Annotated in this window: 13 protein-coding genes; 11 read left to right on the top strand and 2 right to left on the bottom strand. The window is 70.3% G+C overall.

The annotated features are described in order from the left end of the window. The first annotated feature begins 201 nt into the window (after positions 1-201). The 4 genes from ACZ7EC_RS10315 to ACZ7EC_RS10300 all read left to right on the top strand — a co-directional run bounded on the left by ACZ7EC_RS10315 (position 202) and on the right by ACZ7EC_RS10300 (position 5,302). Positions 202-798 (top strand): N-acetylmuramoyl-L-alanine amidase, encoded by a 597-nt coding sequence (locus ACZ7EC_RS10315; RefSeq protein WP_471060400.1) that lies wholly within the window; start codon positions 202-204, stop codon positions 796-798. A gap of 102 nt (positions 799-900) precedes the next feature. Beyond that, on the top strand, positions 901-2,208 hold the full coding sequence (locus ACZ7EC_RS10310; protein WP_471060398.1) for a GAF domain-containing protein: 1,308 nt from the start codon (positions 901-903) through the stop codon (positions 2,206-2,208). Between the two features lie 56 nt (positions 2,209-2,264). Continuing rightward, positions 2,265-3,788 (top strand): aldehyde dehydrogenase, encoded by a 1,524-nt coding sequence (adh, locus tag ACZ7EC_RS10305; protein WP_471060395.1) that lies wholly within the window; start codon positions 2,265-2,267, stop codon positions 3,786-3,788. A gap of 977 nt (positions 3,789-4,765) precedes the next feature. After that, the gene (locus tag ACZ7EC_RS10300) at positions 4,766-5,302 is read left to right on the top strand and encodes a hypothetical protein (protein ID WP_471060392.1); all 537 of its coding nucleotides are present in this window, start codon (positions 4,766-4,768) and stop codon (positions 5,300-5,302) included. Here ACZ7EC_RS10300 and ACZ7EC_RS10295 read toward each other — a convergent pair. Then, a complete protein-coding gene (locus tag ACZ7EC_RS10295) occupies positions 5,299-5,805 on the bottom strand; it encodes a MarR family winged helix-turn-helix transcriptional regulator (RefSeq protein ID WP_471060389.1) in 507 nt (168 codons plus the stop codon). The genes ACZ7EC_RS10300 and ACZ7EC_RS10295 overlap by 4 nt on opposite strands. Positions 5,806-5,939: 134 nt before the next feature. Between ACZ7EC_RS10295 and ACZ7EC_RS10290 the strand changes: the two genes are divergently transcribed. The 3 genes from ACZ7EC_RS10290 to ACZ7EC_RS10280 all read left to right on the top strand — a co-directional run bounded on the left by ACZ7EC_RS10290 (position 5,940) and on the right by ACZ7EC_RS10280 (position 8,593). Next, positions 5,940-6,692 (top strand): SDR family NAD(P)-dependent oxidoreductase, encoded by a 753-nt coding sequence (locus ACZ7EC_RS10290; RefSeq protein WP_471060387.1) that lies wholly within the window; start codon positions 5,940-5,942, stop codon positions 6,690-6,692. A 12-nt stretch (positions 6,693-6,704) separates the two neighbouring features. Continuing rightward, entirely contained in the window at positions 6,705-7,613 is a 909-nt protein-coding gene (locus ACZ7EC_RS10285) for an NAD-dependent epimerase/dehydratase family protein (RefSeq protein WP_471060384.1), read from the top strand. 122 nt (positions 7,614-7,735) lie between these two features. After that, complete coding sequence (locus tag ACZ7EC_RS10280) at positions 7,736-8,593, top strand: alpha/beta fold hydrolase (protein ID WP_471060381.1); 858 nt, start codon at positions 7,736-7,738, stop codon at positions 8,591-8,593. A gap of 233 nt (positions 8,594-8,826) precedes the next feature. On the opposite strand, the gene ACZ7EC_RS10275 is transcribed toward ACZ7EC_RS10280, so the two are convergent. Beyond that, positions 8,827-9,924 (bottom strand): LacI family DNA-binding transcriptional regulator, encoded by a 1,098-nt coding sequence (locus ACZ7EC_RS10275; protein ID WP_471060377.1) that lies wholly within the window; start codon positions 9,922-9,924, stop codon positions 8,827-8,829. Between the two features lie 241 nt (positions 9,925-10,165). On the opposite strand from ACZ7EC_RS10275, the gene ACZ7EC_RS10270 reads away from it, so the two are divergent. Genes ACZ7EC_RS10270 through ACZ7EC_RS10255 form a run of 4 tightly spaced genes read left to right on the top strand, consistent with a single transcriptional unit; the run spans position 10,166 to position 14,350 of the window. After that, the gene (locus tag ACZ7EC_RS10270; RefSeq protein ID WP_471060375.1) at positions 10,166-11,347 is read left to right on the top strand and encodes an ABC transporter ATP-binding protein; all 1,182 of its coding nucleotides are present in this window, start codon (positions 10,166-10,168) and stop codon (positions 11,345-11,347) included. A gap of 20 nt (positions 11,348-11,367) precedes the next feature. Beyond that, positions 11,368-12,639 (top strand): polyamine ABC transporter substrate-binding protein, encoded by a 1,272-nt coding sequence (locus ACZ7EC_RS10265; RefSeq protein ID WP_471060372.1) that lies wholly within the window; start codon positions 11,368-11,370, stop codon positions 12,637-12,639. Between the two features lie 44 nt (positions 12,640-12,683). Then, a complete protein-coding gene (locus ACZ7EC_RS10260) occupies positions 12,684-13,511 on the top strand; it encodes an ABC transporter permease (RefSeq protein WP_471060369.1) in 828 nt (275 codons plus the stop codon). Next, complete coding sequence (locus tag ACZ7EC_RS10255) at positions 13,508-14,350, top strand: ABC transporter permease (protein WP_471060366.1); 843 nt, start codon at positions 13,508-13,510, stop codon at positions 14,348-14,350. The genes ACZ7EC_RS10260 and ACZ7EC_RS10255 overlap by 4 nt, the downstream gene beginning before the upstream one ends. Positions 14,351-14,399: the final 49 nt, after the last annotated feature.

The following is a 14,399-nucleotide window of genomic DNA, read 5'->3' as shown; positions in this document are numbered from 1 at the left end:
TGGTCACGGCAGCGCACGGCTGCGTCAACCGGCGCCCCGCCCCCTCCCCCCGCGCTCCCGCCTCCGACCCGTCAGTGCCACTGGCGCCGCTCTCATCCGCCCCCCTGAGCCACCCTTTCCGAACACGCAGGACGCACCACCCTCCCCCGTACTCCCATCACTCCCCGACTCCCCCGCACCAGAAAGGCACCCGCGATGGACATGGACCGGGAAAGACCGTGTCTGAGCAGACGATGGATCCTGAAGGGCGCGGCACTCGCCGCCGTTCCGTACGCGTTGCTGCCGGAAGCGCGAGCCGGTGCGAGCGGCTCCGTCGACTACCCGGCCGCCGAGTGGGTGCCCGCCAGCACCGCCAACTACACGGCTTCCAGCCGGCCCGGCAGCTATGCCATCGACCGGGTCATCATCCATGTGACACAGGAGACGTACGCCAACACCCTGGCCATCTTCCAGAACCCGGAGAAACAGGTGACCGCGCACTATCTGGTGCGGTCGGCGGACGGGCACATCGCCCAGTGCGTACGCGAGCACGACATCGCCTGGCACGCGGGCAACTGGAGCTACAACACCCGCAGTATCGGCATCGAGCACGAGGGCTGGGTGGACCAGCCCTCCTACTTCACCAACGCCCTCTACGAGCAGTCGGCGAAGGTCACGGCCTCCATCTGCGACAGATACGGCATCCCCAAGGACAGGGAGCACATCATCGGCCACTACCAGGTACCCGGCACCGACCACACCGATCCGGGACCCAACTGGGACTGGGTCCGCTACATCAGACTCGTCAACTTCGCCTAGCACCGGTCCCGAACCGGCGTCACACCGGTTGTCTGCGCGGACACGGCACGTGACGATGGTTCCAGCCGGATCATCACCGTCACACCGTCCGGGGAGGCCGAGTTGACCGATCCGTGGGTGGCCCTGGAGCCGGGGGCCGATCCCGCCGAGCGGGTCCGGGTGCTGCGCCGCGCGCACGAGACGTTCACCACGGTGGGCGCGGTGCCGCGCCCGGTGCGGTCGGTGGTGGCGGAGTCGTGGCGGCGCAGCGCACGGGCCGGCGTCGTACCGGACGGCACGGCCAGCGTGGAGCTGTCCGACGGCGACCTCGGAGCCTACCGGGCCGAACATCCGCTGGCACGGGTGATGCCACTGTTCCGGGAGCTCCTGGGCACCTTCGCCGCCGAGGACGAGCAGTTGCTCGCGGTGTGCGACGCGCAGGGCAGGCTGCTGTGGGTCGAGGGGCACCCGGCGGCGCGGCGGCGGGCCGACGCGATGAACTTCGTGCCGGGCGCGCGCTGGTCGGAGACCGCCGTGGGCACCAACGCGCCGGGGACCGCCGTAGCGCTTGACCGGCCGGTGCAGGTGTTCGCCGCGGAGCACTTCACCCGGCGGGTGCAGCCCTGGACGTGTGCGGCCGCTCCGGTACACGATCCGCGCACGGGACGGGTGCTGGGTGCCGTGGACGTCACCGGCGGGGACGGTCTGGCGCACCCGCACAGCCTGGGGTTCGTGCAGGCCGTGGCGCGGGCGGCGGAGGCCCAGTTGGCACTGCTCACTCCGGCGCGATGTACCGCGGACGCGCCGATGCTGCGTGCGCTCGGCCGGGACGAAGCCGAACTCGTTGTTCAGGGGCGCCGGATGAGGCTGAGTCGTCGGCACAGCGAGATCGTGCTGCTGCTGTCGCGGCATCCCGAGGGGCTGACGGGTGACGCGTTGCTGTGCGCGCTGTACGCGGACGAGTCGGTGACCCCGGTGACGCTGCGCGCGGAACTGGCACGCCTGCGGCGGTTGCTGGGGCCGGGGATGCTGGCGTCGCGGCCGTACCGGCTGACCGCGTCGGTCGACGCGGACGCGACCGTGGTGGAGCGGCGGCTGGCGTCGGGGGCGATCACCGCGGCGACCGAGGCGTACGCCGGTCCGCTGCTGCCCGGTTCGCAGGCACCGGCCATCGTACGGCTGCGGGACCGGCTCGCGCGGGGGCTGCGGACGGCGCTGGTCGCGCACCGCGATCCCGATCTGCTGGCGGAGTGGGCGCACGCCCCTTGGGGGGAGGACGACATCGAGGTGTGGCGGGCGCTCGCGACGGTGCGGCCGACGGCATCGGTGCGGGCCCGGCTGGCGTCGCTGGAGGCGGAGTTGGCGGTGCCGGTGGGGCGCGCAGAGGGGTGGGCCCGCGGCGCAACGTACTTGCAACGTCCGCCCGCCTAGCCTCGCGCCCAGAGCTGCCCAACGGCGGGCAGCGCTGCACCGGGAGGCACACCAGGATGACTCGTTACGCGGCGCCGGGCACCGAGGGCGCGATCGTCTCCTACCAGTCGCGCTACGACCATTTCATCGGCGGCGAGTACGTGCCGCCGGTACGCGGGCAGTACTTCGAGAACCCGTCGCCGGTCAACGGGCAGCCGTTCACCGAGATCGCGCGGGGCACCGCGGAGGACGTGGAGCGAGCGCTGGACGCGGCGCACGAGGCCGCTCCCGGCTGGGGCCGCACGTCGGTGACGGAGCGCTCGGACATCCTGCGGAAGATCGCCGACCGGATGGAGGCCAACCTCGAGGCCCTCGCGGTGGCGGAGAGCTGGGAGAACGGCAAGCCGGTGCGGGAGACGCTGGCGGCGGACATCCCGCTGGCGATCGACCACTTCCGGTACTTCGCGGGGGCGATCCGTGCGCAGGAGGGGTCGCTGGGCGAGATCGACGACGACACGGTGGCGTACCACTTCCACGAGCCGCTCGGAGTCGTCGCGCAGATCATCCCGTGGAACTTCCCGATCCTGATGGCCACGTGGAAGCTCGCGCCGGCGCTCGCCGCGGGCAACGCGGTGGTGCTCAAGCCGGCCGAGCAGACCCCGGCCTCCATCCACTACTGGGTGAGCCTGATCGCGGACCTGCTGCCGCCGGGCGTGCTGAACATCGTCAACGGCTTCGGTGTCGAGGCGGGCAAGCCGCTGGCGTCGAGCCCGCGGGTCGCGAAGGTGGCGTTCACCGGGGAGACCACGACGGGGCGGCTGATCATGCAGTACGCCTCGGAGAACATCAAGCCGGTCACGCTCGAACTGGGCGGCAAGTCGCCGAACATCTTCTTCGACGACGTGTGGGCGCACGACGACGACTTCCGCGACAAGGCGCTGGAAGGCTTCACGATGTTCGCGCTCAACCAGGGCGAGGTGTGCACGTGCCCGTCACGGGCGCTCGTCCAGCGCGGCCACTACGCGGAGTTCCTGGCGGCCGCGGTCGAGCGCACCCGGCAGATCAAGCCGGGGCACCCGCTCGACACCGACACGATGATCGGCGCCCAGGCGTCCAACGACCAGCTGGAGAAGATCCTCTCCTACCTGGACATCGGCCGGCAGGAGGGCGCGAAGGTCCTCACGGGCGGGGAACGCATCGAGTACGACGGCGAGTTGAAGGGCGGCTACTACGTGCAGCCGACCATCTTCGAAGGTGACAACCGGATGCGGGTCTTCCAGGAGGAGATCTTCGGCCCGGTCGTCTCGGTGGCCTCCTTCGACGACTTCGACGACGCCATCAAGATCGCCAACGACACGCTGTACGGGCTTGGCGCGGGTGTGTGGACGCGCGACGCCAACACGGCCTACCGCGCGGGCCGCGCGATCCAGGCGGGCCGCGTCTGGACCAACTGCTACCACGCCTACCCCGCGCACGCGGCATTCGGCGGCTACAAGCAGTCGGGCATCGGCCGCGAGACGCACAAGATGATGCTGGAGCACTACCAGCAGACGAAGAACCTCCTCGTGTCGTACTCGCCGAAGAAGCTGGGCTTCTTCTAGACACATGCGAAAGGGCGCCTGACCTGGGGTTTCACCGGTCAGGCGCCCTTCATGCAACCCGCTCTCAACCGGGCCCAGCTTGCGCGCTAATTCCCAATTCTTCCCACGACTGCACCCCTCCTGACCAGTGCTTCCGGACCAGTCACGGACCAAACCCCCGCTTCGGCCCTCGGGCACGTCACCTCGACTGACGCGCTGCCACTCGTTCGCCGACAGGACGGTGGCGAGACGGCAGGAGCCGGACCATACATCTCCTCCAGAGCGCGCCCCCGCGCTGTCCGCGAGCGTAGTCAGGTGGGCCGTCCCCCTTCAGAGCGGCCGAGACACAATTTCCACGAACGGGCCACGTCGTACGTGTAGCGCGCGTAACCTTGCTCACGCCAGCACGGCGTGGCACCTCCACCACTCTGTCCCCGGGCAACGGGTTCGGGGCGACGAGGAGGTGACAACCCGTTGAGGCACTTACGGGAACTGGCCCGCAGGCTCGGCCGGCGTGAACTTACCCTGATCACCCTTGCCGCGTTCGTATCGGCTTTCGCCACCAAGGTGGTGGACGCCATCGCGGATGCGGCGATCTGGGTGTTCAACGCAACGACCTAGCCGGTGACCATGACGCTGTCGACGTCATGGTCACCGGCCGCTAAAGGGCCATGCACCAAGAGCCCTGCCCCGCGAATGCGGGGCAGGGCTCCGCTATGCGCGTCGGGGTGTCTTCAGGTGCTGGGCAACGAGAACCAGAGCCAGTGGAGGACGGGGCTCCAGTCGAGTCAGCCGCTGGCGGACGGTGACTCTTATGGCTTTCCGTGCGCCCACGAGCTTAGTCGATCCACGTGGATCAGGGGTGTGTTTTATGTGTCATTGAGCCGCGGTCCTTTGACGCGAGCGGCCTTCGTTTAAGGAAACGAGCCACCCTAAATTACCCAAACCCGGTCAAACAGAAGCCGCTTGCCACTCCCGCATCCGCAGATTGGCCACACGTGAGCCTGCACGGAACGCCGGGCGGCCACCCCCGCGCGCGGGGTCTCGAACGTGAGCACCGGCTTGTCCACGAGCCTGACATCGCCGTCCGCGACCACTGGGCCGGACTGCTCCTGCTGCTGTTCGCGCAGCCCCCGTCCCTGATCTGCGCACTGCCCCGAGACAACGTCCTCGAGGACGGCACAACGCTGCAACTGCGCCTGGGCACACGCCCGGTGGAGATCCCGCCGCCGCTCGACGGCATGATCCGCGAGCTGGTGCACCATCCGTTCGGCAAGGCCCACCGCCTCGATCCCGTCCCCAGCCCCTGGCTGTTCCCCGGCTCCCGTACCGGCCGGTCGATGGAGCCGGTCAGTCCGTCACGCAGACTCAAGGCACTCGGCATCCGGCCCCGGCCCCGGCCCACCGAAACGCCTCGCTTATGGGCCTCGCCGCCGAGCCGCGTTCGCCTTCAGCCGCCTGCTCGGCCTCAGCGTTCTCCCACCGGTCGGCGGCTCGCCACTGTGCCCGACCGCTGCGCCGCGAGGGTTGGCTAGCACTCTGCTTCGTCGGGGGCGACGACTTCGCGCTGCGCGGTCTGTGCGACGCGGGCGAGCAACGTCCGCAGTTGCTCGGTGTCCTTGGGATTGAGGTCTGTGAGGAGGCGCGCTTCGGCGGCGCCGAGGCTTTCGCGTACCTGGGCGAGGCGGGCGCGTCCGGTGTCGGTGATGAGGACCTGGCGGGCGCGCCGGTCGCGGGGGTCCGGCTTGCGGGTCACCAGATCGTGGGCTTCGAGGTCGTCGAGGAGGTAGGTCATCACGGTGCGGTCGAGACTCACCTCTTTGGCCAGGGCGAGCTGTGACGGCGGCTCGCTGCCGCCGGCCAGTGCGACCAGGACCAGGTAGCCGCGGGCTCCGCCGGGCAGGTCTGCGACGGAGTCGGTGGCGACGCGGCGGAACGCCGCGGAGACCATGCGGATCGCCCAGCCCAGGTCGGTGTCCAGCGCCAGGGATTCCGTCTCGGCGCGCGGCTTGTCGTTCTCGGACGCGGATGCACTCACCCACACATCCTACTACATACGCGTAACGACAGATGTTCTTGTCTACAGAACATCTGCGATGCATAGTAGATCTCGGAAGGGCGCCGACGAGATCCATGCCGCGCGCCGAACGCATCACGGCAAGGAAGATCACCATGAGCGCCAGCATCGCTTTGCAGGGCCGCACCGCACTCGTGACCGGAGCGACTTCGGGCATCGGCAAGGCCATCGCGCAGAACCTGGCCGCCCAAGGCGCGGACATCGTCCTGCACGGCCGCGATCAGGTTCGGGGCGAAGCCCTGGTCGAGCAGATCGCGGCGGAGGGCGGCAGTGCTCGTTTCGTCGCCGCGGACCTCACCGACGCCGAGGACACGCTGCGCCTGGCCGCCGCGGCCGGAGCGGTGGACATCCTGGTCAACAGCGCCGGCCTGTACGAGTTCGCCCCGACCGCGCTGACCGACGCCGCGAGCTTCGACCGGCAGGTCGCGGTCAACACGCGCGCCCCGTTCCTGCTGGTCGCCGCGCTGGCGCCCGGTATGGCCGAGCGTGGCCAGGGCTCGATCGTGATCGTCGGCTCCAGCGCGGCCCGCATGCCCGCCCCCATCGGCGCCGCCTACGGCGCCTCCAAGGCGGGTGCCGAGATCCTCACCCGCTACTGGGCGACCGAGTTCGGCCCGTCCGGCGTGCGGATCAACACCGTCTCGCCCGGCCCCGTGCACACCGAGGGCACCAAGGCCATGCTCGGCGAGCACACCGCGATGCTGGACAAGACCACCGCCCGCGGCCGTGCCGGAGACCCCAGCGAGATCGCCGAGATCGTCTCCTTCCTGGTGAGCCCGGCCAGCTCCTACGTCAACGGCGCCGTGTTGTTCGCCGACGGCGGCGAGCTCAGCGCCCTGCCCTCCTGAAGCGGCCTCACCATGAACATATTCATCATCGGCGCCAGCGGCTTCGTGGGCGGCGCCCTCGCCCGGCACCTGTCCTCCGAAGGCCACACGGTCACCGGCCTGGCCCGCACCAAGAGCGCCGCCGCCACCCTCGCCTCCCAGGGCATCACCCCCGTGTCAGGTGACCTGGACGAGCACCGCCCCACCGTCATCGAGGCGGCCCGGGCCGCCGACACGGTCATCTACGCCGCCCAGGCGGGACCGGAGCAGGAGACCGCGACCGTCCAGGACCTCATCCGGGCCCTGACCGGCACGGACAAGACGCTGATCTTCCTGTCCGGCATTGGAGTGCTGGCACAGCGCACCGCGGGCGCCTGGAGCCCGGACGTCTTCGCCGAGGACGACCCGGTCACGCCCGAACCCCTGGCCGCCTACCGCAAGGCCGCCGAGGACACCGTCCGGGCCGCCGCCCAGGACGGTCTGCGCGCGATGGTCATCCGGCCCGGTCTGATCTGGGGGCCCGGCGATCACGGCCACGTGTCGATGGTCTACCAGTCGGTCGCCGCGACAGGGGCGGCCTGCTACATCGGCGAAGGGCTGAACACCTACAGCCACGTCCACATCGACGACGTGACCCGCCTGTTCTCCCTCGCCCAGGAAAAGGGCCGGCCCGGCGGGCTGTACCACGCCGTGGCCGGAGAGACCCCCAACCGCTGGATCGCCGAACGCGTCGCCGCCGACCTCGGCGTCGAGGCACGCAGCCTCACCCCCCGGGAGGCCGCCGACGTGTGGGGCGAATTCGGCGCCCTCATCATGGCCGTCTCAGGCCGCATCCGCGCCGTCCGCGCGCAGCAGGACCTCGGCTGGCAGCCCCAGCACACCGACATGCTGACCATGATCGGTGAAGAACGCCTGCGCCGCCTGGCCACCCCCGCAGGGTGACCACGGCTTCGCCACCGCTACGCCTCTCCTGAGGTGGCGCAGCCCTTCACCCCGAAGCGCCTCGATACAGCCTTTCCCTCAGCACACCTGCTCGACCATTTCTTCGACGAAAGGCCCCTGTCATGAGCACTGCCGACTGGCTTCCCGACGGCTTTACCGTGCAGCAGATCGACACCAACCGCACCCGCCTCTCGGTCGCTGTCGGCGGCAGCGGACCGGTCCTGATCCTGCTCCACGGCTGGCCCCAGACCTCACGCGCCTGGGCCCGCGTCATGCCCGACCTCGCCCGGAACCACACCGTCGTCGTACCCGATCTGCGCGGCACCGGCGACAGTGATCGACCCGAGGACGGCTACGCCAAGACCAACCAGGCCGACGACATACGAGGCATCCTCACCGCCCTGAGCCTCACCGGCCCCGTGGCCGTGGCCGGCCACGACATCGGCGCCATGGTCGCCTTCGCCTGGGCCGCCGCCCACCCCGAAGACGTCTCCCACCTGATCCTCATCGACTCCCTCCTGCCCGGCCTCGGCCTGGAGGAGGCGATGAACGTCGCCAAGGGCGGCATGTGGCACTTCGGCTTCTTCATGAGCCCCCACATTCCTGAAATGCTCTTCGACGGCCACGAACTGGAGTTCGTCACCGCCACCTTCACCGCCATGTCCAACCCCGGCACCTTCAGCGACCACGACCTCTTCGCCTACGCCCAGGCATACACGGGCCGCGAACGGCTGCGCGGCGGCTTCGAGCACTACCGCACCCTGCTGGCCGACGGCCGCGAGAACCGCGCCCTGCTCGCCGAGCGGAAGCTGCCCATGCCCGTCCTCGCCGTCGGCTCCACCCACTCCGGCACCGCCACCGCCCACGTCCTGGCCCCCTACGCCGACAACGTCCAGGGCGCGGTCGCCCCGACCGGTCACTTCGTCGCAGAGGAAGACCCCGACTGGTTCACCAAGAAGGTGACCGCCTTCCTCGCCTGACCTTGGATCCCCCCTCCCGGTTGTCCGGTCGGGTCGGCTCGGTGTGAATCCCAGCCCCGACCAGCAGTTCCGGGGCATCTCCGGGCCAGGTTCCCGCTGAGGCGCTCTCCGCACCGCCATCGTCCATGGCCGCCTCCCATCAGCGCAGTGGGTGTTTGCCCAGCTCCACGTCGCGAAGTTCGCCGAGCCGTCAAGGAGATGGCCGGTGACCAGGGGCCGGGCTCGCGGGCCCGTCAGTTCCCCGGGAACCGCAGTGGCCGGACCCGCTCGGGCACGGGGCCGGTGGACTCGCGAGAGACGTAGGTGGCGCGCAGGGTGTGCCTGCGGGGGCGGGCCGTCGAGCCGTTGATGCGGCGTACCAGGATGTCGGCCGCGAGCCCGCCCAGCTCCTGCACCGGCTGGCTGACCACACTCAGCCTCGGCCGGACGAGGGTGGCCCACTCGGCGTCGTCGAAACCGATGACCGAGACATCGCCGGGAATGCGGGCGCCGAGGTCGAGCAGGGCGTCCAGGGTGCCGAGGGTGGCCACGTTGTCGGTGGTGAACAGCGCGGTGGGCCGGTCGGGCGAGCTCATCAGCTCCAGTACGGCCGAGCGGGCCCAGGTCCGGTCGTATCCGGTGTGCCGAACCAGCTCCGCGCCGCGCGGGATGCCCGCGGCGCGCAGGGCCTGCCGGTATCCGGTGAGCCGCTCGGTGGTGGTCCAGATGTCCGCGCCGGGCGCGAGCTGCGTGGCGTTCTCGTCGGAGGAGGCCGAGGTGATCACGGCGATGCGAGTGTGCCCCGCTTCGGTGAACCGGGACACCGCGGCCTCGGCGGCGCCGCGGTTGTCCACGACGACCGTGTCCAGCGTGGCGCCGCTGAGCGCACGGTCCAGCAGGACCACGGGGATGCCCGCGGCGACGGCCTTGTCGAGGTGTTCGTGGTCGGCCGCGGCAGGGGCCACGACCAGACCGTCCACCCGCCGCTCGATGAACATCTGCACCGCGGACTTCTCGATGTCGCCCTTCTCGTCGCTGTTGGCGAGGACGACCTGGAGGCCGGCCTTGGCCGCGACGTCGGTGACGCCGCGCACCGCGCGGGCGAAGTAGGCGTTCTCCACGTCCGCGACGACCACGCCCAGGGTGTGGGTGCGTCCGCTGATCATGCTCCGGGCCACCGCGTTGGTGCTGTAGCCCAGTTCCGCGGCGGCGGCCAGCACCCGTTCCCGGGTGGCCGCGCTGGACGAGCCGTACCCGCCCAGAACCCGGGCGGCGGTGGCCTGTCCCACGCCGGCGTGCCGGGCGACGTCGGGGATGGTGACGCGACGCGGCGGCCGTGGGGTGTTGGGCATGGGGGTTCTCTCGTGGGTGACGGCTCGGCGGAGGCCGGGGAACCGGCCGGTGAAAATTCGAGGCCATTCAACCATTGACGGGTGACGCCCGTCCGTGGGTAAGGTCTGGTCTGGCTCGTTGGTAACGTTATCAAACTGCGCCGACGCCACCCCCGCCCGCCGTTTCCCCGGCCGGCCGCCGCAGCGCGCCCCCGCCCGCGGCCGCCCCGATTCCACGCCCCGAACACCGGAGGTACCACGGATGGCAACCGACCCCCTCTCGCCGCCGACATCCGCTGGCCCTGCCATCAGCCTCGTCGATGTGGTCAAGGACTTCGGCGGCGCCGGCACCCCGGACGCGGCGGTCGTCCGCGGCGTCAGCCTCGCCATCGGCGAGGGCGAGTTCTTCTCGCTCCTCGGCCCCTCCGGCTGCGGCAAGACCACCACCCTGCGGATGATCGCCGGCTTCGAGGAGCCGACCTCCGGACAGATCCTGCTGCACGGACGCGACATGGTCGGGGTGCCCGCCAACAGGCGTGACATCAACATGGTGTTCCAGTCGTACGCCCTCTTCCCGCACCTGAGCGTCGCCGACAACGTGGCGTTCGGACTGCGCCGCAAGCGCGTGCCCAAGGAGGAACTCCGCGACAGGGTCGAGAAGATCCTGCGCACCGTCGAACTCTCCGACAAGGCCGACCGCCGCCCCCGCCAGCTCTCCGGCGGCCAGCAGCAGCGCGTCGCCCTGGCCCGCGCCCTGGTCAACCGCCCGCGCGCGCTGCTCCTGGACGAACCCCTCGGCGCCCTGGACCTCAAGCTCCGCCAGACCATGCAGCTGGAACTCAAGCGCATCCAGCGCGAGGTCGGCATCACCTTCGTCTACGTCACGCACGACCAGGCCGAGGCGCTGACCATGTCCGACCGGATCGCGGTGATGAACCAGGGCCTGGTCGAACAGGTGGGCCCGCCCCAGGAGGTGTACGAACGGCCCGCCACCGCGTTCGTCGCCGGGTTCATCGGCACCTCCAACCTGATCGGCGGCCGGCTGACCTCCGTGGCGGCCGGGACCGGGGTGCTCGACCTCGGCGACGGCCAGCGCGTCACGGTCCCGCTGCGCGGCTCCCGCGCCGTCGGCGAGGCCGTCGAACTCACCGTACGGCCGGAGAAGATCACCCTGACCAACGGGCCGGCCGACGTCGCCAGCCGGGTCCGCGGAACCGTCCGGGAGGTGGTCTACCTCGGCACCTCCACCAGCTACACGGTGGACACCAGCACCGGCGCGGAGATGACGGTCTTCCAGCCCAACGACGGCACCGCCTGCGCGTCCCCGTCTCGCGGCGACACCGTCTGGCTGTCCTGGGCCACCGACCACTCCTACCTGCTCACCACCGCCCCCGCCCCCGCGGCGACGGCCGTCGCCGACCCGGTTTCCCTCACCTCGCGCTGACGACAGGCGGACCAACCACCATGCCCGAGCACTTCACACCCTTCGCACCCCGGCCGCGCGCGCTCGCTCCGCAAGGCTGGACACGGCGCCGCCTGCTGCGCGCCGCGGCCGGCGCCGCCGCGCTGGCCCCGCTCGCCGCCTGCAGCGTCCCCGGCGCCCGTGTGCACGTCCCCACCGGCAAGGCGGAGATCGCCGCCGCCGTCACCGACTTCTGGACCGGGAAGAAGCGGTCCGGGAAGCTGGACTTCGTCAACTACACGCAGTACATCGACGTCGACCCGGCCGACCAGAGCAAGCACCCCACCCTCGACGCCTTCACCCGCGAGAGCGGCATCGAGGTCACGTACGACGAACTGATCGACGACAGCGCCTCCTGGTTCGGCAAGACCCAGCCGGAGTTCGCCTCCGGCCAGGGCATCGGCTACGACCTGATGGTCGTCGGCGGCGACAGCTACCTCGGCAAGTACATCGAACTCGGCTACCTGGCCCCGCTCGACCACAGCCGCCTGCCCAACTTCGCGCGGTACGGCGGAGCCGCGTTCAAGAACACGCCCTTCGACCACGGCAACGTCTACACCGTCCCCTGGCAGTCAGGCATGACCGGCATCGGCTACGACCCGGCCCGGGTGGGCCGGAAGATCACCAGTTGGCAGGACCTGCTCGACCCCAAGCTGCGCGGCAGAGTCGGCATGTGGAACGACGCCGTGCAGATGGGCAACATCGCGCTGCTGGCGGTCGGGGTGGACCCGGAGACGTCCACCCATGCCGACTGGCGCAAGGCGGCGGCCTGGCTGCGCAAGCAGCGCGACGCCGGCATGGTCCGCTCCTACTCCACCTCGACCTACCAGTCCTCCCTCCAGCGCGGCGACCTCGCGGCCTCGCTCGTGTACTCGGGTGACATCTTCCAGGCCGACCAGAGCGGTTCGCGTCTGGAGTTCGTCATCCCGGACGAGGGCGGTCTGCTCTGGACCGACAACCTCTGCATCCCGTCGACGGCCGCCCACCCCGTCGACGCACTCACCTACATGAACTACGTCTACCGGCCCGAGGTCGCCGCGAAGATCAGCGAGACCGTGCAGTTCGTCTGCCCCGTGCCCGCCGCGCAACGGGTCGTCGCACGCGACGCGGACGCCGCCACCGGCAAGCGGCGCACCGTGCTGGACGCCCTGAGCACCAGCCCCCTGGTCTTCCCGACCAAGGCCGATCAGTCGAAGCTGCGCCGTCTGCGGGTGCTCGACGAAGAGGAGGAGAAGCAGTGGAACGCGCTGTTCGAACCGATCTACCAGGCCTGACCAGGCGGCGCCGTCGCACCGGGGAGACACTGGGCCCCTATCTGATGATCCTTCCGGGCTGGCTGTGGCTGGCGGCCTTCTTCGTCACCCCGGTGATCGTGATGGTGTCGCTGTCGCTGCAGACCGGCAACTTCATCGACGGCTTCCGCCAGACGTTCCACTTCGGCACCTACGCCGACATGGTCCGCACCTACCACGTGCAGCTGGTCCGGTCCCTGGTCTACGGTGTCGCGGCGACCGCCGCCTGCGCCGCCGTCGGCTACCCGGTGGCCTACTGGATCGCCTTCCGGGCCGGCCGGCACAAGTCGGTGTTCCTCTTCCTGCTGCTGCTGCCGTTCTTCGTGTCCTTCGTCATCCGCACCCAGTCCTGGAACGTGGTGCTCGCCGACCACGGCGTCCTGCTCGGACCGCTGAAGGACATCGGCCTGCTCCCACCCGACTTCCACCTGCTGGCGACGCCCTACGCGGTGATCGGCGGCCTGACCTACAACTTCCTGCCGTTCATGGTGCTGCCCGTGTATGTGGCCCTGGAACGGGTCGATCCCAAGGTGATCGAGGCCTCCACCGACCTGTACGCCTCCCGGACGCAGACCTTCCTGCGCGTGGTGCTGCCGCTGTCGCTGCCCGGCGTCTTCGCCGGCGTCTTGCTGACGTTCGTACCGGCGTGCGCCGACTACGTCAACGCCGGCATCCTCGGCGGCCCCTCGACCACGATGATCGGCAACATCATCCAGACCGAGTACTTCACCAACCTCGACTACCCCGGCGCCTCCGCCCTGTCCTTCGTCCTCATGGGCGCACTGCTGCTGGCCGTGTTCACCTACGCCCGGACCCTGGGCACCGACGACGTCCTGGAGGCGGCAGCGCGATGACGACCACGACCGCCGCCCCCGTGGCCGACGCACCCGCCGCGCCGCGCACCCGGCCCACCCGCCGCCCGCGCCGCCCCACGCTGACCCTGTACACCGTGCTGGTGCTGGCCTGGCTGCTCCTGCCGATCGCGGTCATGATCCTGTTCGGGTTCAACGACACCGGCAGCAAGGTGAACTTCACCTGGCAGGGCTTCACCCTGAACTGGTACCGGCACCTGTTCGCCATCCCCAACCTGACCTCCGCCCTGGTCAACAGCCTCACCATCGCCCTGGTCGTCGCCGTCGTCGCCACCCTCCTGGGCACCCCGATCGGGCTGGCGCTCGGCCGGCACCGCTTCCGCGGCCGGGGCTCGGTCGACCTGCTGATGTTCGCCGCCATCGCGGCTCCCGAGATCGCCCTCGGCGCCGCGCTGCTGTCGCTGTTCATCGTGCTGGGCGTGCCCCGCGGCTACTGGACGATCGTCATCGCGCACGTGGCCTTCTGCATCCCCTACGTCGCCATCACCGTACGCGCGCGCATGGCAGGGCACGACCCGACGCTCGAGGAGGCCGCCCGCGACCTGGGAGCCGGCCCGTGGGCAGCATTCCGGCTGGTCACCCTGCCGATGCTGCTGCCCGGCGTGGCATCCGGCGCCCTGCTCTGCTTCGCCCTCTCCGTCGACGACTACGTCATCACCAGCTTCAACGCCGGCCGTACGGTCACGTTCCCGCTGTGGGTGTACAGCGCCAGCCGTACCGGCGTGCCCCCGCAGGTCAACGTCATGGGAACGCTGATCTTCGTCGGCGGTCTGATCATCGCCGGGGCGAACGTGCTGTTCTCCCGGCGTCGCGCGGCCTGACCCGCTCCGGTCCCCGCGCCCCCCCGAAACACCGGCTCACCGGCACACG

The organism is Streptomyces sp. NPDC037203 (assembly GCF_055605065.1).
The sequence above is the reverse complement of the archived record's forward strand: the minus strand, read 5'-3'. Positions and strand labels throughout refer to the sequence as shown.

Excerpts from the sequence above, each read along its gene's own strand:
- ACZ7EC_RS10280 (WP_471060381.1), top strand. The coding sequence starts at position 7,736 with ATGAGCACTGCCGACTGGCTTCCCGACGGCTTTACCGTGCAGCAGATC.
- ACZ7EC_RS10285 (WP_471060384.1), top strand. The coding sequence starts at position 6,705 with ATGAACATATTCATCATCGGCGCCAGCGGCTTCGTGGGCGGCGCCCTC.
- ACZ7EC_RS10290 (WP_471060387.1), top strand. The coding sequence starts at position 5,940 with ATGAGCGCCAGCATCGCTTTGCAGGGCCGCACCGCACTCGTGACCGGA.
- ACZ7EC_RS10255 (WP_471060366.1), top strand. The coding sequence starts at position 13,508 with ATGACGACCACGACCGCCGCCCCCGTGGCCGACGCACCCGCCGCGCCG.
- ACZ7EC_RS10270 (WP_471060375.1), top strand. The coding sequence starts at position 10,166 with ATGGCAACCGACCCCCTCTCGCCGCCGACATCCGCTGGCCCTGCCATC.
- ACZ7EC_RS10315 (WP_471060400.1), top strand. The coding sequence starts at position 202 with ATGGACCGGGAAAGACCGTGTCTGAGCAGACGATGGATCCTGAAGGGC.
- ACZ7EC_RS10265 (WP_471060372.1), top strand. The coding sequence starts at position 11,368 with ATGCCCGAGCACTTCACACCCTTCGCACCCCGGCCGCGCGCGCTCGCT.
- ACZ7EC_RS10275 (WP_471060377.1), bottom strand. The coding sequence starts at position 9,924 with ATGCCCAACACCCCACGGCCGCCGCGTCGCGTCACCATCCCCGACGTC.
- ACZ7EC_RS10260 (WP_471060369.1), top strand. The coding sequence starts at position 12,684 with ATGATCCTTCCGGGCTGGCTGTGGCTGGCGGCCTTCTTCGTCACCCCG.
- adh (WP_471060395.1), top strand. The coding sequence starts at position 2,265 with ATGACTCGTTACGCGGCGCCGGGCACCGAGGGCGCGATCGTCTCCTAC.